Annotated in this window: 16 protein-coding genes, 1 pseudogene and 1 CRISPR repeat array; of the genes and pseudogenes, 16 read left to right on the top strand and 1 reads right to left on the bottom strand. The window is 43.1% G+C overall.

Going from position 1 to position 19,062, the window contains the following annotated elements; all coding sequences use genetic code 11:
* Positions 1–149 precede the first annotated feature (149 nt).
* Genes QZ176_RS02120 through nrfD form a run of 6 tightly spaced genes read left to right on the top strand, consistent with a single transcriptional unit; the run spans position 150 to position 6,186 of the window.
* The gene (locus tag QZ176_RS02120) at positions 150–863 is read left to right on the top strand and encodes a disulfide bond formation protein B (protein WP_295150894.1); all 714 of its coding nucleotides are present in this window, start codon (positions 150–152) and stop codon (positions 861–863) included.
* 11 nt (positions 864–874) lie between these two features.
* Positions 875–1,771, top strand: a complete 897-nt coding sequence (locus tag QZ176_RS02115) for a hypothetical protein (protein WP_295150892.1) — start codon at positions 875–877, stop codon at positions 1,769–1,771.
* 22 nt (positions 1,772–1,793) lie between these two features.
* The gene (locus QZ176_RS02110) at positions 1,794–4,085 is read left to right on the top strand and encodes a molybdopterin-dependent oxidoreductase (RefSeq protein WP_295150890.1); all 2,292 of its coding nucleotides are present in this window, start codon (positions 1,794–1,796) and stop codon (positions 4,083–4,085) included.
* A gap of 1 nt (position 4,086) precedes the next feature.
* On the top strand, positions 4,087–4,638 hold the full coding sequence (locus QZ176_RS02105; RefSeq protein WP_295150889.1) for a 4Fe-4S dicluster domain-containing protein: 552 nt from the start codon (positions 4,087–4,089) through the stop codon (positions 4,636–4,638).
* A gap of 10 nt (positions 4,639–4,648) precedes the next feature.
* Entirely contained in the window at positions 4,649–5,296 is a 648-nt protein-coding gene (locus QZ176_RS02100; RefSeq protein ID WP_295150887.1) for a molecular chaperone TorD family protein, read from the top strand.
* 2 nt (positions 5,297–5,298) lie between these two features.
* Entirely contained in the window at positions 5,299–6,186 is an 888-nt protein-coding gene (gene nrfD, locus QZ176_RS02095; protein WP_295150885.1) for an NrfD/PsrC family molybdoenzyme membrane anchor subunit, read from the top strand.
* A 177-nt stretch (positions 6,187–6,363) separates the two neighbouring features.
* Here the strand turns inward: nrfD and QZ176_RS02090 are convergent.
* Positions 6,364–6,440 (bottom strand): annotated as a pseudogene (locus tag QZ176_RS02090) (IS1595 family transposase); the annotation flags it as partial.
* Positions 6,441–6,743: 303 nt separating this feature from the next.
* On the opposite strand from QZ176_RS02090, the gene cas6 reads away from it, so the two are divergent.
* The 10 genes from cas6 to QZ176_RS02040 all read left to right on the top strand — a co-directional run bounded on the left by cas6 (position 6,744) and on the right by QZ176_RS02040 (position 19,062).
* Positions 6,744–7,556: a CRISPR system precrRNA processing endoribonuclease RAMP protein Cas6 gene (gene cas6, locus QZ176_RS02085; RefSeq protein ID WP_295150884.1), complete on the top strand. Its 813-nt coding sequence runs from the start codon at positions 6,744–6,746 to the stop codon at positions 7,554–7,556.
* 132 nt (positions 7,557–7,688) lie between these two features.
* Positions 7,689–9,884 carry a CRISPR-associated endonuclease Cas1 gene (cas1, locus tag QZ176_RS02080; protein ID WP_295150883.1) on the top strand — a complete coding sequence of 732 codons (2,196 nt, stop codon included), beginning with the start codon at positions 7,689–7,691 and terminating at the stop codon, positions 9,882–9,884.
* The gene (gene cas2, locus QZ176_RS02075; protein WP_295150881.1) at positions 9,881–10,153 is read left to right on the top strand and encodes a CRISPR-associated endonuclease Cas2; all 273 of its coding nucleotides are present in this window, start codon (positions 9,881–9,883) and stop codon (positions 10,151–10,153) included. Before cas1 ends, cas2 begins: the two co-directional genes overlap by 4 nt.
* A 430-nt stretch (positions 10,154–10,583) precedes the next feature.
* A CRISPR array of direct repeats spans positions 10,584–11,068; the repeat unit is 37 nt; unit sequence ATTTGATTAGAATTTCCCTGATCTAGGGGATTGAAAC.
* A gap of 164 nt (positions 11,069–11,232) precedes the next feature.
* On the top strand, positions 11,233–11,484 hold the full coding sequence (locus tag QZ176_RS02070; RefSeq protein WP_295150879.1) for a hypothetical protein: 252 nt from the start codon (positions 11,233–11,235) through the stop codon (positions 11,482–11,484).
* A 46-nt stretch (positions 11,485–11,530) separates the two neighbouring features.
* Positions 11,531–13,114 (top strand): hypothetical protein, encoded by a 1,584-nt coding sequence (locus QZ176_RS02065; protein ID WP_295150877.1) that lies wholly within the window; start codon positions 11,531–11,533, stop codon positions 13,112–13,114.
* Complete coding sequence (locus tag QZ176_RS02060; RefSeq protein WP_295150875.1) at positions 13,092–13,664, top strand: RAMP superfamily CRISPR-associated protein; 573 nt, start codon at positions 13,092–13,094, stop codon at positions 13,662–13,664. Before QZ176_RS02065 ends, QZ176_RS02060 begins: the two co-directional genes overlap by 23 nt.
* On the top strand, positions 13,661–15,043 hold the full coding sequence (locus tag QZ176_RS02055) for a hypothetical protein (RefSeq protein ID WP_295150874.1): 1,383 nt from the start codon (positions 13,661–13,663) through the stop codon (positions 15,041–15,043). The genes QZ176_RS02060 and QZ176_RS02055 overlap by 4 nt, the downstream gene beginning before the upstream one ends.
* Positions 15,040–16,434, top strand: a complete 1,395-nt coding sequence (locus tag QZ176_RS02050) for an RAMP superfamily CRISPR-associated protein (RefSeq protein ID WP_295150872.1) — start codon at positions 15,040–15,042, stop codon at positions 16,432–16,434. Before QZ176_RS02055 ends, QZ176_RS02050 begins: the two co-directional genes overlap by 4 nt.
* Positions 16,421–16,906: a TIGR04423 family type III CRISPR-associated protein gene (locus QZ176_RS02045; protein WP_295150870.1), complete on the top strand. Its 486-nt coding sequence runs from the start codon at positions 16,421–16,423 to the stop codon at positions 16,904–16,906. Before QZ176_RS02050 ends, QZ176_RS02045 begins: the two co-directional genes overlap by 14 nt.
* Positions 16,903–19,062 (top strand): TIGR03986 family CRISPR-associated RAMP protein, encoded by a 2,160-nt coding sequence (locus tag QZ176_RS02040; protein ID WP_295150869.1) that lies wholly within the window; start codon positions 16,903–16,905, stop codon positions 19,060–19,062. Before QZ176_RS02045 ends, QZ176_RS02040 begins: the two co-directional genes overlap by 4 nt.

Raw genomic sequence — 19,062 nt, 5'->3', positions numbered from 1 at the left:
TAATCAGCGGGCTTATATTATATTTTAAGCCGCAGAGGAAAAATTTAGCTACGGGCTGTGTGGCAGTCGGCTGCGTAATATTGATCGCACTGGAATTTTACGTAAATTTATGGGTCGTCGTGCCGGTAGGCAACTTTTAGGAGGGCAATATGCAAAATTTAGAACAAAATCAAATTCCCGCCGCCGAGCGAGGGTTTTTTAACCTAATGTCGCTAGCCATCATCGCCCTTGTGGCGCTTCCTGTCGGTATAGCCTGTTTGATACTGGGCTTTGGCATGGGAGATAGCCCGTGCGTGATGTGCTGGTCGGAGAGGATCACGATGATAGCCATCAGCCTTATCGCGCTTTTTATCCTTAGGTACGGCCTAAGACCCAGCTACGTCGCAGCGCTTTTACTGATGGCTTGCTGGGGGATGTTCAACGGCTTTATCCATTATAGCCTTGACGGTACGTTCGGCGGCTACCTCGACATAAAGCAGGGCTTCGGACTTGAAATTTTAGGCGCACACACGCAGCTTTGGGTCATCGTCGTAGATTTTTGCGTGATCGCATTTTTGGCGGTTATATTTTTATGTAGCAAAAATTTGGGCGAGATAATGAAAAAGAGCGCGAGCGGCGAATACGGCGAGTTTTTGCGCTATCTGCCTCTGGGCAAGATTGCAAATTTAATCTTCATCGTCATCATAGCCGCAAACTGCGCGCAGGCTTTCATCGTCTCAGGTCCGCCGCCGTATCTGGGCTCTAGTACGCCGGCTAGGCTGAGTCTTGATCCCGCAAAATGGTTTTGGGAGAAAGATCACTGGCAAAGCGCGCTTGATTTTAGATTTGATTGGAATCCGGAGCTTCCGGATCTGCCAAACTAAGGAGCAAAAAGATGAAAAAGCTGATGATTTTTACGGCGCTAGCGGCTCTGGCGTTTGGGTTTGAGTTTAATCTTGATAGCAAAGCAGGCGCGCTTGAGGGCGTGAAGGAGCTCGGTGCGCCGAGTGCGGAAGTGAGCTTAAGCTTACAAAACGACGCGCCGATTACGGGAGCGGACTACGATGCAGATAAAAAGCAGTTTGCGCTGGTTTCTAAAAATAACGAATTTTACGTTGCGGACGAAAATTTAAAGCCGCTTAGATACGGCAAGCACGATCGCCACTTTATAATGGAGATGGAGGCGACCGTAGGTGCGACGTGGTACAAAAACGAGCTCGGCATAATAAGCTTTAATAAAACCTTCGTATTTTATGAGCCTGCGGACGGGCTTAGCGCAGAGGAGCAAAACAGCCAGTGGAGGCATTTGGAGGAAGGTTGGGATAAGTGGAAGCTAAACGATCTAGGCGACAAAAGCCGCTTCTCCACGCTTCGAGCGAAGCAACAGTATATCCTCGGCTGGGATTACGACGCGGCTGCGAATAAATTTATCGTTGCGTCCGTGCCTAACGACGTGAGGGACTATTGGAGCGTAGCGGTGTTTGACGGCGACGATAAGATGATTTTAGAGGAATTTATTCCGCAAATTGGATCAAATTTAAAGCTAAAAGAGAGCAGGAGCCTAGGCGAATACTACGTCACGGGCATCGACGCTCAGCCTGACGCCGTTTATCTTTTGAGTAAAAATTTCTCGACCATTTTAAAGCTAAATTTGCAAACTCATAAGATTGAGGATGCATATAGCTTTAGCGGAGCGGCAAACGCAAGAGCGCTTGCGGTGAAGGACGGCAAATTTTATGTTTTTTCGCGCGAAGGCAAAGAGAATAAGGTTTTCATATACGATATGAAATAAAGCTCACATTTAAGGAGAAGAGATGCAAAGACGTTCTTTCTTAAAAGGCGCGGGAGCGGCTCTGGCTACGGCGGGAGCCTCTCCAAGCCTATTCGGTATGGAGCAGTTTGAGGTGGATTTTAAACCGAAATCCTATAAAAACGAGCAGGGCGTAGAGTATCACTATCTCACCTGTCCTAGAAACTGCCGCGACGCCTGTTCGATGATCGCAGAGATCAAAGACGGTAAGATGGTCAGCATCAAGGGCGATCCGAAACACCCTCTAACGCAAGGCACGGTCTGCGTCAAGGGGCATACCTACGCGATGCATCTATACAACGCCGATCGCATAATGTATCCGATGAAGCGCGTCGGTAAAAAATGCGAGGGTAAATGGGAGCGCATCAGTTGGGATCAAGCGCTAAAAGAGATAGCCGCGAAGCTTACTGAGATCAAAGCAAAATACGGCGGCGAGGCGCTGACGGAATTTGTTTATTCGGGCAACGAAGGGCATATCTCAAAGACGATCGCGCCGGGAAATTTCTTTGAAAAATACGGCGCTACGAGGCTTGTGCGCAATCCATGCGACTGGCCGCGCTATGCGGGCACGCCGAGCGTCATCGGCACGGATTTTTCAAAAGACGCGCTGGAAGTCGATGAGAGCGATATGTATATCAGCTGGGGCTCAAACGAAGCCTATACGGCGGTGCACTGGATTAGATTTGCCCACCGCGTCAAAAAACGAGGCGGCAAGATCATCGTCATAAATACGATCAGAATTCCGCTCGCAAACCAAGCCGATATGTTTATCCAGCTAAAGCCTTCAAGCGATCCGGCATTTTGTCTAGCGGTCTGCAAATTTTTGATAGAAGAAGATCTATATGATCACGAATTCGTAGAAAAATATACAACCGGTTTTGAAGATCTAGTTCATGAGTGCTCGCTCTACACTTACGGCGAACTATCTGAAATGTGCGGAGCAAGCGTCGATCAGATCAAAGTCTTTGCTAGAGAATACGCTCACGCCAAAGCGCCTGCCATTATGCACGGCGACGGCGGGCAAAGACACTTTAACGGCGCAAGACTTGTTCGCGCGGTTACTTTCTTGCCGGTACTTACGGGTTGCCTTACAAAACTTGGCGGCGGATTATTCTGGGCTTACGTGCACGTAAAGGGCTGCTTTAACTTCGATAACTGCATGCCAGATCTTTCGCCGAAAGACGCGGAAGGCAAAAAGATAGAGCGCCAGCAAATAAGCTATATAGAATTTGGCAAAGGCATTCAAAAGGAAAATCCGACCTATCTAGGTAAGCCGATAAATACGGTAATTCGAGCCTGTATCAACTACAACTCGAATTTGATGGTAACGGCGCCCAATACGAATTTAATCAAAAAACGCGTGATGGACGACGATTTTTTCTTGGTAGTCATCGATCCTTACGATACCGACACCTGCGATTACGCGGACTACGTATTGCCGGGCGTTACCTTTATGGAGAGCGAGGATATTCAAAACGATCAAATTTCAGGCTACGTCTGCTACAACGCCCAAAGCGTCAAGCCGCTGGGCGAAGCCAAGACAAATTTGGAATTTTTTAACGCTCTAGCCAAGGCGATGGGATATAAAGAGGAGTGCTTTGATTGGGATAGCGAGACGGTTTGCAGGAGGTTTTTGGATACGGAATTTGCCAAAAAGCAAAATATCACCTACGAAAAGCTAAAGAGCGTAGGCTGGATCAAACCGTTTAGGACGCCTGAGACGATGAAAGATCAGTTTCCTTACTACCCTTATGCGCCGAAGGACAAGCTTGTATTCGGCACTAAAAGCGGCAAGTGCGAGCTTTATTCCGAGACATTCAAAGAGGCTGGTTATCATCCGGTGATCGATCTTGACGACGATTGGGATTACTACGAAAAACATAAAAATTTCGGCAAAGATTATTTGAAAAAGTATCCGCTTTATTTCATGACGCCGGGTACGCAGCTTCAGGATAACTCAAACTGGGGCAATATGCCTTACATCCTAAAACGCGTCATCGTAAAGGGCAACGCCGAGCTATTTATGACGCGCGAGGATATGCTGGCGCGCGGTATCAAAGAGGGCGATACGGTCGAGGCTACGAATGAAAAGGGTACGGCGATATTTACGGCGGTCGAGACTAATCAGATGCAGCCGGGTATCGTCTACGCATGGAATAATATCTGGGTTAAAGTAACCAAATCTCGCACTGGAGCAAACATCCTTTGCTCGGACGGAGTGAGCGATTTGGGCAACGGATCGACCTATACCGCAAGCTTTTGTGAAGTAAAAAAAGCCGCAAAACAGGAGGCATAAAATGAAACGAAAACAAGGATTTTTATTTGATTACAACTTTTGCATAGGTTGTAAGGCGTGTGAAATTTCATGTCAGGTCTATCACAACCAAGACCCCGATATCAACTGGCGCCACGTCGATATGATGCTAATCCATGAAGACGAGATCGAAAAGGAAATTTTCATCACGCACTCATGCCATCACTGCGATGAGCCTGCATGTATGGACGTCTGCCCCGTGGGAGCTTACATTAAGCTCGAAAACGGCATAGTTCAGCCGCTACACGATAAATGCATCGGTTGCGGATACTGCATCGTAGCCTGTCCTTACGGATCGATAACCAAAGGCAAAGACGGCAAAGCGCAAAAGTGTAACCTCTGCGCCGAGAAGCTCGAGCGCGGCGAGGAGCCTGCGTGCGTAGCGGGCTGTCCTTGCGACGTGCTAAAGCTAGTCGATAGCGACGTGAGCGATAGCGCGGGGATGGAGAAGGAGATGCCAGGCTTTAAGCGCTTTTTTACGAAGCCGAACATCCGCTTCTATCCTCGCATGAAGCGCAACGAGTTTATCCACTAAGGATAAAAAGATGCGTAATTTAAAGCAGAGTCTTTGCGTCGAGGACTTTTTGAGGCAGGTATTTTTGGTGCCTCTTACCGGTGAAAATTTGAACGAGCTTTTAAATTTGACGCAGGATTTTACGCCTAAGCTTAAAGAGCATAAGCTTATCCTCGAATTTGCCAAATGCAAAAGCGAGCCGAGCTTAATCGATGAAATTCGCTACGAATTTAATCGGCTTTTCGTCGGCCCAAAGCGCCCAAAAGCCGAGCCTTACGAGTCGGTGTATTTTGACTATCAGACGATGTTTGGGGCTAAAACGATGCAGGTGCGAAGCTTTTACGAGAGCTCGGGCTTAAAACTAGAGAATGCGCAGCTTGATAAATTTCCCGACGATTTCATCGGGTACGAGCTGCAATATCTTTACTTTTTAAGTTTTAGCGCGCTAAAGGCGGAGGATGAGGCTAAATTTAACGAAATTCTGCGTAAAAAGGCGGAATTTATCGCCGCGCATCCGTCACAGTGGTTTTGCAAATTTGCCGCTCGCTGCGACGAGCATGCAAATTTAGACCTTTGGAAAAGTTTCGGAAGCTTTTTAAATCTCTACCTAAATAGTGAGATTGATGCGCTGAAAAGGGCACTAAAAGATCCTGAAATTTTTAAAAATTTAAAGGAATGACGATGGTACAGACGACTTGGGGATGGCTCATAGTCATCTATTTGTTTTTAGGCGGTTTAGGCGCCGGGGCGTTTTTGTGCTCGGCTTTGGCTTACAAGGGCTTTTTGGGCTCTTTAAACGAGAGGTTTTATAAATTCGGCTTTCTGTTAGCACCCGTTGCGGTGATAATAGGAACCGCGCTTTTGCTGTTTGACTTGGCGCCGAGCGCTGCGATAAATCCTCTTAAAATTTTACAGCTCTACACGCGCCCGGTTTCGATGATGAGCATAGGTACATACTTGCTTACGTTTTTTATCGTAGTCAGCGTTTTGGTACTTTTGCAGATCAAAAAGAGCGGTAAAATTTGCGATATGATGCTCACGCTCGGAGCTATTTTGGCGCTTGGAGTGATGGGATATACGGGGCTGCTGCTTTACGTCGTAAAGGCGATCCCGCTTTGGGCTAGCGTGTGGCTACCGATTTTATTTACGATCTCCGCGATCTCTACGGGGCTTAGTGCAAATGCTGCCGCTACGCTAAATGCCGGGCACGGGCTAAGCCACTGCGCGCATAAATTTCACGTCGTGTTAGTCGCGCTTGAGATCGTTGCGGTACTAGCGCTATTTGCTAGCGTAAGAAGCGAGGCTGCGGGTATGGCTAGCGTAACTAAGATAGTCAGCGGCTCGCTTGCACCGATGTTTTGGATAGGCTTTGTTGTGTTTGGGCTTGCTCTGCCGCTGCTAGGCGGAAGCAAATTTATGCTTCGCAGCTGCAGCGTGAATGCGGACGGCAGCGTCTGCGCGCACAGCGGCGAGGAGGTAAAAAGCTGTGTTTATAACGAATACGGCGTGCTTGTGGGCGGCTTTTGCTTAAGAGCATTTATCGTGCTGGGCGCGGTCTATATATTTTAGTTTCTCCCTTTTCCTAATACTTGGGTCGGATGAAAGTCCGACCTTTAAATTTTAACCTTAAATTGTGATTTTTCGATAGACCACCAAAAAGCGACGCAGCACTACACAACTCTTGACTTTAAAATTTGGGTTAGAAACTAACCCAAATTTGACAAGCACACCATTAAATTTACGCTTAGTCAAATTTGATATCTTTGATGCTTCTATATCCTCCGTGAAGTACTTTAGAATTTCTCTAAATTCTTCTCTGAAATTCGGGAACGACTATATGCTTATTTTTTAACTTCACTACGCTTGTTACTTTTTAGAAACATAGTTCTTCATCGTAACTTACCGCTTCTTTCTTTATATGGGTTTAAGTTAAAGAGAGCCTAATGAAAATTAGCAAAAGTATAAAATTTATTTTGCAAGCAAAATCCCCGAAACGATCAAATTTTAAATGCTTTTACTGTGTAAAATTTCTTATCAAACTTACAATTGCAAGCATATTTCGTCCGCCTTAAAATGTAAAAGCTCATTTTATAGTATAATTTTCTCAAAAATACAAAAGGTCATTCATGCTTAAATATTTAGAGCTAGGCGTTTGCGGCACGGATTTAAAGCCCTCGCATCCTTTTATTGGCTCGGCGATCAGGGGTGCTTTTGGATACGCTCTTAGAAAGGCGAGCTGTCCTTTCGTAAGTGCAAACTGCGAGAAATGCGACATCTCCGACAAATGCGTGTATAATGAATTTTTTGAAAATGTATCGGATACGCCAAATTTTAGGTTGGATATTAATCTTAATCAAAAGAGCTTTGATTTTAAAATTTTACTTTTTGAGCATGCCGTGCGCTACCTGCCTCACGTCGCTATCGCTATTGCAAATATGCAAGAAATCGGGCTTGAGGTAAGTAAGCGCAAGTTTAAATTTTCAAATTTTACTCTAAACGGCGAAATCGTAGAGCCTAAATTTCTGCTTTCAAATGAGCCTGAGCTGCTAAATTTCACGCCCGATTTTGCTGCGGGCGATTATGAAATTTCGCTTCTTACCCCGCTTCGTATGAAGCAAAAAAACGTCCTCGTCCGCCGCGAGATCGACTTTAAGTCCTTTATTCGCCAAATCGCTATGAGATTTGAGAACATAACGGGCGAGGCTATAGATAAATTCGAGGTAAAATTCCGCCGCTTCGAGCAGGATTTGCGCTTTTACGACATCAATCGCTACTCAAACCGCCAACGCACTAAAATGCAATTTGGCGGCGTGATCGGACAGATGCGAGTTTTCAGGCTTGATGAGCGCTCGGCGAAGTTTTTGCAACTCGCTCAAATTACCGGGGTCGGCAAAAGCACGGTTTTCGGACTAGGCAAAATATGGGTGGCGCGGATTTAAATTTCGCCGTAGGTTGCGATATGGAATTTAAATTGCACCGCGAGTCGCGGAGCGGATAAATTTGCCGTGGATTACGGTATCGGCGCATTTTGCGCGATATCTACTAGCTAAATGCAATGACGGGGAGGCGTTATGTTTGATCTAAGTTTAGAGGATATTTTTACCGCAGGCGCCTTTGAATACGCGCTAAAAAGGCTAAAGCGCACGGCTTTGGGGCTTGATGGACTTAGCGTTGAGGATATTTGTTCGGGCGAATTTTACGCTAAGCTAAAGAGCGAAATTTTTAGCCTTTCTTATCCGCCGCAGCCCTTAAAACGAACCTTTATCCCAAAAGAAGCCAAAGACGAGTTGCGTAAGCTCGCCGTGCCCTCGCTAAAAGATAAATTTGCGCAAAATATCCTCACTCGCGAGCTTTCAGGCTATTTTGATAAAAGCTTTTCAAACCGCTCTTATGCTTATCGAAACGGTAAATCCTACGCTAACGCCGTATATCGTGCCCGCGACTTTTTTAAAATTTACGACTTCGCCGTCAAAACCGACATCAAAGATTTCTTTGAAAATATCGATCACGAAAAATTGCTTGAAATTTTACGCGCAAATATCCGCGACTCCCGTATCATTAGGCTCATCGAGCTTTGGATCAAAAACGGAATTTTTGAGCGCTTTGATTACCGCGCTCACGCAAAAGGCGTTCATCAAGGTGACGTCCTAAGCCCGCTGCTCTCAAATATCTACCTAAATCAAATGGATAAATTTTTAGAGCAAAGCGGCACCGAGTTTGTCCGATATGCCGATGATTTCGTTATGTTTTTTGTTTCATATGAAGCCGCCGAGAGAGGGCTCGCGCGCCTGAAAGATTTTTTAAAAACGATAAGCCTGTCATTAAACGAAGCCAAAACCTCCATCCACGGCAAAGATAGCGAATTTGTCTTTTTGGGCGTAAGCTTTAAGGGCGCAAATTTAAGTATCGGTGAGGAAAAATTTAAGCGCATTCTAACCAAACTCGCAAGCTCTGCCAAAAAGCAGGCGATAAGCCAAAGCGTAGAAAATTTAAACGTCTACGTGTATCATCTAAAAGCCATTTCGCTCAAGCTTTTCTCGCCTTCGCAAAAGGATAGGTTTTGCTTGCATTTTGGTGAGGTCGTAACGAGCCTAATACGCAGATTTCTAAAAACCGCAGACAAGCGGACGCTAGCAGAAGCCTTAATCAACCTAAACTTCCCTTACGAGCTAGGCAAAACGGCTAAAAAGGCTAAAATTCTAACCTATTTTAAAAACGCCAAGCGTCCCGCCGTCAAATCCATCCAAAACGCCCTTGAGGCTAAAAAGCGTGAATACCTAAAAACCTTCTCGCAAAGCTCCGTTATCCACATTACGACGCCTTTTTACTTCCTCGCTCTGTCGCAAGGAAAGCTCGTGCTAAAAAGCAAGGGCATCATCAAGCACAAATTCCCCATAAATCAAATCAGCCAGATCATCATAAACGCTCAAATTTCGCTTAGCTCCGCCGTCATCAAAGAGTGCGCCAAAAAGAAAATTTCCATAAATTTCATCGACGAAAAGACAAATCTCAGCTACGCCACGCTCATTAGCGCAAATTCCGCTATACCCAAAACCGCCGCTTCGCAAATTTCGCTGCTAACGACCAAAAAATCGCTCCGCATCGCCCAGCAGTTCATCATCGGCAAGCTGAAAAATCAGATCAACTATCTAAAATATCTAGGCAAATACCATAAAAATCTAGGCGCCGAAATTAAAGCGATGCAAGAAATTTTAAAGCTCCGCGTCCCTGGCGCCGCAAGCGTAAGCGAGCTTATGGGCTTTGAAGGAAGCGCCGCAAACTCCTACTGGCAAGCCATCGCAAAGGCGATAGATTATAAATTTGGCTTTAGCGCTCGAGTGACGCAGGGTGCTACCGACATCGTAAATTCCGCTCTAAACTACGGCTACGCGATCCTTTATTCAAAAATTTTAAAATCCATTGCCGCCGCGGGTCTGTCGCCGCACGTATCCTATCTGCACGCGCTTGATGAGCAAAAGCCCACTCTCGCCTTCGATCTCATCGAGGAATTTCGAGCCTTCATCGTCGATCGAGCTGTAATATCGATGGTCAATAAAAACGAGCCCTTTGAGGTAAAAGACGGGCTCCTATCTGTCGCAACTAGGCAAAATATCGCCAAAAACGTAAATGAAAAGCTCTTCGCTTGCACGCAGTACAGAGGCGAACAGCTAAAAGCGCAGGATATCATAGATAGGCAGGTCTACGCCCTAAAACGCGCCGTAACCCAAAACGAAAAATATAAGCCTTTCATCGGGAGATTTCAATGAATTTGATCATCTGCTACGACGTTTGCAAAACTAAGCGCCGCAACAAACTCGCCGCCTTATTAGAAAGCTACGGGCTGCGGGCGAACTACTCGGTATTTGAGCTAGACGTTTCCGAGCGCGAATACGTCCTCATAAAAGACCGTATCGCCCGCATCATTGAGCTCAAAACCGACAAAGTCCTTTTCTACCGCATCTGCAAAACCTGTATGGCTAAGAGCGAGAGCCTAGGCGAAGGCGAGATCTTTCGTTCCCCTGGCACCTACGTCTAAGTCTCATTTTAGGGATTTGATTTTCGGACTTTTTGGAAATTTGAACCTCCCGATTTAGCGCGCTTTTATATTTTCATAAGTTTCAAAATGTCCGCAAACCTCAAATTTTGCTCGCACCAAAAACAGCTTCTCGGACTTCCGCTATTTAGCCTATTTTAAAAGTCCAATTTTTAGGGCTTTTTACGTTTGCGGAATTTAGCAGAAATTCGAAAAAGCCTAACATTTTAATTTTTGCGTTTAGATTTTCGGACTTTTTCGCTTGCGTAAAGACGCTTAAATCCACACTTTTAAGCCCGCTATAAGCAAAAACCTCGAAATTTGAAATTAATTTTTCGCCCCTTTCTCGGACTTTTTCGCGTTTTGTGATATAATGGCGCTCGCAAATAGTTCTTTAAAAACTCATTGTCAATTTTAATGCGGTTTTTGGGCTATTTGATTAGAATTTCCCTGATCTAGGGGATTGAAACAGCTAGCCCTTTCTTGGCTAGAAACAAGAATACACAAATACATTTGATTAGAATTTCCCTGATCTAGGGGATTGAAACGGCTTAAACGTATACCAGACTTTCTGAGAAAACTCTCGTATTTGATTAGAATCTCCCTGATCTAGGGGATTGAAACTCAGCAGCTGCACCTTTTATATCAACACTTAGTCCTATTTGATTAGAATTTCCCTGATCTAGGGGATTGAAACGATAGGACTAACTACTATGTTCCTCTCTCTAAGCATAGATTTGATTAGAATTTCCCTGATCTAGGGGATTGAAACTGTTATGTCTAGAATATCAGCTAACTCTAGACTCACATATTTGATTAGAATTTCCCCGATCTAGGGGATTGAAACCCTCTCCGTCCACTACATTGATTTTGTTAGCATAATTTGATTAGAATTTCCCCGATCTAGGGAATCGGTTCCTCTTTACTCCTAAAATTTTCAATCTATTCTCCTGGTTTAATTAAAATTTCCCCCTCATTTTTTAAATTCCCTTTTTGATTGACAGAATTTGACACTACGACTCACTATAATTGCGTTCAAAGTCGGAGGTAAAACGCCGACGAGATCAATTAAAGGAGTTGTAATGAAAAAGATTGTGTTGTCGCTAGCAGCGGCTGGAGTTATGAGTGGCGCTTTGGCGCAAGAGGTACCGAATTTAGCCAATATCGCTCCGAGCAATTACGGCTCGTATGTCCCTACGCTTGATTTTTACATCAAAGGCAAGGATATAACGGACAGTGTGTCTTTTGCGGCAGGACTAGACAATAAATTCGGTCTAGCTCGAGGCGTCGCTTCGGCTAGTTCATTTTGCGTAATTTTTCAAAAAATAATTTAAGTCTAGTTGCGATAAAATTTCAAAAATATAACACGAAGGAGGCAAGATGGCTAAATACCTATACGGTGCAAGTATCCAGGGTATACAAGAGTATATTTACGCCACGAACAAGTTGCAAGAGATCATCGGTGCCAGCGAAATAATAGACTCGCTCGGACAAAAATTTGATAACAAGCAAGAGAGCAAGGGCGCGATATTTGGCGTCTTCGACGAACTAAGGGCGAACGGCTTAGTGGAGCAAATTTTGCTTAACGCGGCGGGAAATTTTAGAGCGATCGTAGATGGCGAGGAAAATTTAAAAAAGATCGTCAGGGATCTGCCTAAAAAGATAATGCAAAATGCTTACGGCATTACCATCTCTCAGGCTACCGCTCCTTATAACGGCAACAACTACGGAACGGCATCGAAAGAGCTCGAACGAAAGCTAAAAACTCAGCGCAACCGCCCGAGCTTGCCGCTTGATATGAGTATAAATTTTATGGCTCTTGCGCCTAAGACGGCGCGACCTATCATAAAATTTGATGACGATGATGCATTAGATATTTCGTCGGTTCAAAAGAGAGAGGCACACGGGAGATGGTTTAAGAGCCACCCGGGAGCTAAAGAATTAAAAGAATTTAGCCAAATTTCAAATAAGAAAAATAAACTAGCCGTTATCCACGCAGACGGCAATGGGCTTGGCGTACTGGTTAAAAATCTAACGGACGAAGTAAAAAATACGGGCAAATTAGACGTGATAGCTAATTTTTCAAAAGCGCTTGACAATGCTACGAGAGATGCTTACGAAAATGCCATAACAAAAACTGAGGAAGTTTTCGGCAAAGAAAATTTAAAGATAAAAGCGCTAATTTTAAGCGGCGACGATATGACGGCGGTTTGCGATGCGGACATAGCGTTAGAATTTACTAAAAATTTTATCGAGGAATTTGAAAAGGAAACGGACAAGAAAAAGCCCGATATAAAGGAAAAGTTCACGATGTGCGCGGGGATTGCTTATTGTAACGAAAAATTCCCGTTTCATTATGCGGCAGCTCTAGCCGAGGAGCTTTGCGGCGCGGCAAAAAAGCACAGTAAGGATCGCTACGTAAACGATACCGAAAAGGACATAGCGCCAAGCTGCTTAATGTTTCATAACGTCCAAAGCTCGAATTTCCAAAGCTGGAATAAATTTATAAAAGATGAACTGACAATCGGGAGTAAAAAAGAAGAGTGCGCGGCCGATGGCAAAAACGCTAGCGAAATCAGATGTGATTTCGGACCTTATTATTTAGGCGATACTACCAAATCGGAAAACGAGCCAAAGGTAGAAAATTTTATAAATTTAGCCGAAATGTATCGCAGTGAAAACAGCCCCAAGGGCAAACTGCGAGAGTGGATAAAGGAGCTTGGCATAAACGATAGATTAGCCAAAGTTATGCTTGATAGAATAAATGAAATTCTAGAAAACAAAAGTGAATTCGATGGCGCTCTGAATGCTCTTTACGGCGGGCTATCGTGCGGAAATTTGATTTTAGAAAAGGGCGGAGCGCAGAAGACGCCAGTTTATGACGTGTTGCAATTTCTCTCCGTTACTTCGGGCACAGAAGATAAAAAAGTGGAGGGCAAAAATGACGATAAATTACGAGCTTAAATTTTTCGACTATTGGCATGTTAGTAGCGGCCTTAGCGGTGGAGCGGCGCTTGATAGCTATGTGGTAAAAAACTCCGCAGGGCTTCCGTATGTGCCGGGCAAAACGATAAAAGGACTTGTGCGTGAGGCGGCGGGGCTGTTTTGGGATCCAAGCGATATAAGCGAGTGCTTCGGCTCACGAGGCGGCAAAAATAAGCAAAATAATGGCAATGAGCAAAACGAGAACGACGATACTACGCAGGCACAGTGCTATTTTAGTAGCGCTACGATAGATGAAAAAATCGCTACTGAAATTACGTCAAATAACTTGCAGCGCAATCTTTTTGAAATCATTTCGGCTACTAAAATCGACGATAACGGTATCGCGGCAGATAATTCGCTAAGGGATATAGAGGTCGTTTTGCCTATAAGTTTAAAAGGCGAGATCCAAAATGTAAGCGGTGAGATCGCTCAAAATTTAAAACGTGCGCTAGAGATGATAAAGCGGATAGGATTAAACCGTAATCGAGGCCTCGGCAGATGCGAATTTAAAGTTAAGGAGCTACGATGAGAGAGCTTAGATTTGAGATAATTTTTAAAAGTCCCGTTATTTTGCAGGCAAGTTCTAACACGCAGGGCAAGATGAGCTCGCTTGATTTTATCCCAGGAAGTGCATTTTTGGGTATGGTAGCTAGTAGATATAGCGACTTTAGTGATCCTTTTAAAATTTTTCATAGCGGTGCTGTGAAATTCTGCGATGCTGCGCCGATCAAAGATGGTAAAGAATTTTTTAAAATTCCGCTTTCCTATTTTCACGAAAAGCTTGATGGCAGCAAAATTTACAATCATCACTTGCTAAGCCGCGAAGAATCTGAAAAATTTACCCAGCTAAAACAGATGCGAAGCGGCTATATAAATGACGAAAAAGAAAAACTTAGCCTAAAATATGAATATTCTCAAAAAAGTGCCTACGATAAAGAAAGAAGACGTTCTATGGATAGTCAGATGTATGGCTACGAGGCGTTTATGGCCGGAATGAAATGGCGATTTAGCGTTAAATTTGACGCTAACGTGAGCGAAGACGACATAAACCGCGCAAAAGAAACGCTAGAGCGCTCAACTAGGCTCGGCAAATCAAAAAGCGCTGAGTATGGGGCAGTAGAGATTAAATTTATAGGCGAAAATACGGATGAAATCCAAAGCTTTACGCCGCCTGAGCGATATACTTTCGTTTATGCTAAATCCCGCCTTGCGCTTATTGACGAAAACGGCAATCCGAGCTACGACGTAAAATACATTTTGCCAAATTTGAGCGCGAATAGTGTCGATTATAAAAAGACGCAGATTAGAATTTCAAATTTCACCCCTTATAACGGCGCCCGTAGTACAAAAGACTACGAGCGAGCCTGCATAAATAAAGGTAGCGTAATCGCTTTGAAAAATTTAAATGCCGAGCAGATAGCCGCGCTAAAAAACGGCGTCGGAGCGTATTTGAGCGAAGGCTTTGGCGAAGTGCTGATAAATCCGTGGTTCTTAGACGGCGGCGACGCGGAGAATAACCCGATAGAATTCCAAAAAGAAGCGCAGACTGAGCGCTCAACCGGAAAAATACCGATACAAAGTGATTTGGCTAAATTTTTAAAACAAAAACAGACTACGAAAGATCAAGCTCTTGAAATAGCCGAGAGGGTGGCTGATTTTATAGAAAGCTATAAAGATAAATTTAGCAAAATTTCAAAATCACAATGGGGCGCGATAAGGGCACTTTGTAAATCAAGCGCAGATATTCAAAAAGATGTGAGTAAATTTATAGGCGAAGGTGTTGAAAAAGATAAATGGAGCGACACAAAAGAAACGCTCCTAGAAGCTATTGAAAAAAGTAGAGACCCGCTTAAATTTGCTCTACTTTTATCAATGCAAATGCCAAAAATCACAGGAGAAAAGCAATGAAAAGATTTTTAGCGCACGTCATCATAGAAGCCAAAACTCCGTTAAAAGTCGGCGGCGGCAAAAATGATCTATTTTTGGATGCACCGGTGCAAAGAGATTGGAACGGCTTGCCGATGATCTTAGGCACTTCGGTTGCAGGGATTTTGCGTAGGGCATTTGAAGATAATGCCGGTAAGGATGCCGCGAATAAAATTTTTGGAACCAAGCGCGAGAAAAAGGATCAGGGCGAAAATGGAAAGGAAAGCAAAGACGAAAATAAACAAGAAGACGAAGATTTACTCGGCTCAAGACTAATTATCTCAAACGCTCTGTTGCTCGTCGATAAGAATAACAAGGTTTGCGAAGAGTTGCTTTTAGAAAAGAGCGAGTTTTTGCGACTTTTTGATAATTTACCGATTAGAGATCATGTCGCCATAGGCGCGAACGGCGCGGCAAAAGATGCCGGTAAATTTGACGAGGAAGTCGTATTTAAAGGCACTAGATTTAAATTTTCACTTGAGCTTGACGGGAGCAAAGAGGAGTTTGAGGAAATTTTAAATTTGCTTTGCGATCCTACGCTAAGGCTTGGCGGCGGAAGCTCGAAAGGCTTTGGCTCGCTTAGAATTTTAGAGATAAAATGGGGCGAGTTTGAGCCGGACAGATACTCGAGCAGTTTAAATTTTAGCTCCGATGAGTTTGTAAAATTTATGCCCGATAGCGCAGCGGACGGTAATTCGGCAAGACAAAAATTTATCAGATACGAACTTAAAATTTCGCCCGATGATTTCTTTATGTTCGGAAGCGGATTTGGCGATAAGGATGCGGATCAAACGCCGGTGCTTGAGAGTGTGATCGACTATGAAAACAAATGCCTTGGCAAACGTAAAATTCTAATCCCGGCAAGTTCGGTAAAAGGCGCATTATCGCACCGAACGGCGTTTCATTTTAATAAAATTAATAAACAATTCGGCGAAAAAGCCAAGGTCGGCAGTGAAAACGAAGCCGTAAGAGAAATTTTTGGCTACGAAAAGAATAAAAACTATAAAGGCGCCAAAGGTAGAATTTTAATCAGCGATTGCTTTTTGGATTACGACGAAGCAAAAGATACGAAGGTTTTCGAACACGTTAGCATCGACCGCTTCACGGGCGGCGCGATAGACAGCGCCTTATTTCAAGAAAAGGCGGTCGCAAAAAGAGACGAATTTATAATAGAAATTTTGCTTAAAAACTACGTGTGCGGTGACAAAGAGAATGAAGCTTTTGATAACGCCTTAGGCGCCTTTGAAGCGGCTTTAGATGACGTAGTTCAGGGGCGTTTGTCGCTTGGTGGAGCAACCACAAAAGGGTATGGATTTTTCAAAGGCAAGGTCTTAAAATACAACGAAGGACGGATCGAAAATGAAAAAGAATAAAGACGAAATTTTAAAATACGTGAATGAAAATTTAAAAGGCTACGAGGGCTACATCCAGCTAATGGGTGAAAAAATCGACGAGAAGCACTTGTTTTTAGCGGGCGAGCGAACTCCTGGTCTAGGCGAAGACGAGCTAATTTATGAGGCGCATTTTTTTGATGAGAAGTCCAAAAAGAGTGTTTCTATCCGCCAGATAAACGACGCTTGGTTTGTCGATGAGACGGAGTTGGGGGGCGCAAATTTAGATCCGAAGAAAAACCCCGACATAAAAGAATTTCACTCTAAATTTAAACCCGAGTTTTCTGCCAAATTCAAAGAAGTCAAAATAAAAATGGCTCAAATTTGGCAAGATGAAAAAGACGAGTTTTGCGAAGTGCCTCAAGGTAATGGAACTCTTGAGGGTTTGCCAGTATTGAAACTTCAAAAGATAGTATTTGCAGGCTTTGTAAAAGATGAAAAGGATAAAAAATGATAACCGCTCCATATAATTTCGTGCCACTAAACGATAAAATTTTCTACCCGCCTTGGGCTAGTGAGAACATTCTTAAAAATATCCATGACGTGCCGTTTGAAGACGGCGAAAGCGGCGTAATCGAGCTTGAGGTAACCGCCAAAAGTCCTATTTTTATAAAGGATGGCAAAAACCCGAGCGAGTTTTGCCATTATATAAACGAAAACGGCGGCAAAGAATATTATATCCCCGCAACTAGCATCAAGGGCATGATAAGAAACGTGCTTGAGATAATGAGCTTTTCAGCTATGAACTTTATAGATGATAAAAAGTATTCTATGCGGGATTTTACGGACGAATACAAAAATAAAGTCCTAAAAGATATTAAATGCGGTTGGCTTTATAAAGAAAATGGTGCGATAAAGATAAGAGAATGCGACGGAATTTATCGCATAAAGTATCAAGAGATAGAATATAAATTTAAGAAACAAGGTTATAGAAATCGCTTTTTGTGGGGCAACTTTGATGATAAAAATGATCCGCTTAAAAACGCTTGTGCCAAATATGATTTAGTCAAATTCGAAAATGTAGATAAAATTTATAAGTTTTCAAAAGAAGGGTCTAAAAACGGTAGAAATATAGTAAAATTTGACGACAGAGGCTCGTTATTAGGTAAAGTTGTGTTAACAGGACATCCGTCGGCTAGAAAAGACGATAAGGTAAACCCCAGTGGAAAAAATTATGATTTTGTCTTTATACAAAAACAAGATGCGAAAATTTTTAATGTAAGTGAGCGTGTGTTTGAAGTGTTTAAATTTGCTTATTTTGACGGCAGGAAAAAGCAGCCCGCGCAGTCTGCCGACTGGACTTTCTGGAAAGAAAAACTAAAAAGTGGCAAAGAAATCCCCGTATTTTTTCATGCTAACGGTAATGAGGTCATTCATTTTGGACTTTCATATCTTTATAAATTACCTTTTGATAAATCCGTAAAAGAGGTCTTGGCTCATACACAAATAAAAGAGAGTAAGCCCGATTTATCAGAAATTATATTTGGATATAGTAGAAAAATTAAAAATAAACAAGAGTCCTTAAAAGGAAGGGTTTTTGTATCTCACGCCAAAGCTATCCAAAATGTAAATTTAGGCAATGAGGTAAAAGTAGTCTTGGGTTCCCCAAAAGCATCTTATTATCCGATTTACATAAAGCAAAATGGCGAAAAATACGCTACTTATAATGATAGAAATGCCACACTATCTGGTTTTAAGCGATACCCGACGCATAAAGGTCAAAGCGTCGCTACAAGTGATACTGGTGATAAAACAGCAAATATAGAAACAGCTATCACGCCACTTCAGTCGGGAGCAAAATTTAGATGCAAAATATTAGCCCATAATCTCTTGCCTATTGAGATTGGAGCATTGCTATCAGCTATTACATTTCATCAAAACGATCTTTGCTATCATTCTATCGGTATGGCGAAGCCTTTAGGATACGGCAAAATTAAACTCAGCGTCTTAGACCTCAATGGATTTAGCAAAGAAGTTAAGGAGTATTTAAAGGATTTTGAGTCGGCTATGAACGGTGAAATTTTCGACGGCAAGATAAAATGGCACGAAAGCGAGCAGATAAAAAATTTATTTTCAATGGCTAGCGAGCAAGACAACGAAGGTAATTCTGAATTGGTATATATGAATCTTGAAGATTTTGCAAAAAGTAAAAATAGCGATCGTCGCTATTATTTGGATAGGTATATTAAACTTACAAATGTAAATACGGTACAGGCAGTTCCATTATCCGATCAACAAAGTATATCGTCATATCAAAAATTTGCAAACGATCTAATAGAAAAAGAGAAGGCCTTAAAAGAGGAAATAGAACTTCGAAGGAAAGAAAAAGAGCTACAAGAAGCTACAAGCAATATGAGCGAACTGGATAAAAGAATTTATAAGCTCAAAAACGATCCCATTTACAAAAATATGCCCGAAGCGACAGTCTTATTTAAAGCGATAAGTCAAACCGATAAATTTGACGATATGAAATTTGAAGCGCTTTGTGGGTTAAGAGACATGTTTAAAAAGATTGGAAGATGGAAAGAACAGACCAAGCAAAAAAGGCCGGAAAAAGACAGAGACTATCAAGATACGTTAAAGATAATGGAGATGCTAAAGGAATTTTAA

Origin of the sequence: uncultured Campylobacter sp. (assembly GCF_905373215.1) — a bacterium.
Classification (GTDB): domain Bacteria; phylum Campylobacterota; class Campylobacteria; order Campylobacterales; family Campylobacteraceae; genus Campylobacter_B.
The sequence above is the reverse complement of the archived record's forward strand: the minus strand, read 5'-3'. Positions and strand labels throughout refer to the sequence as shown.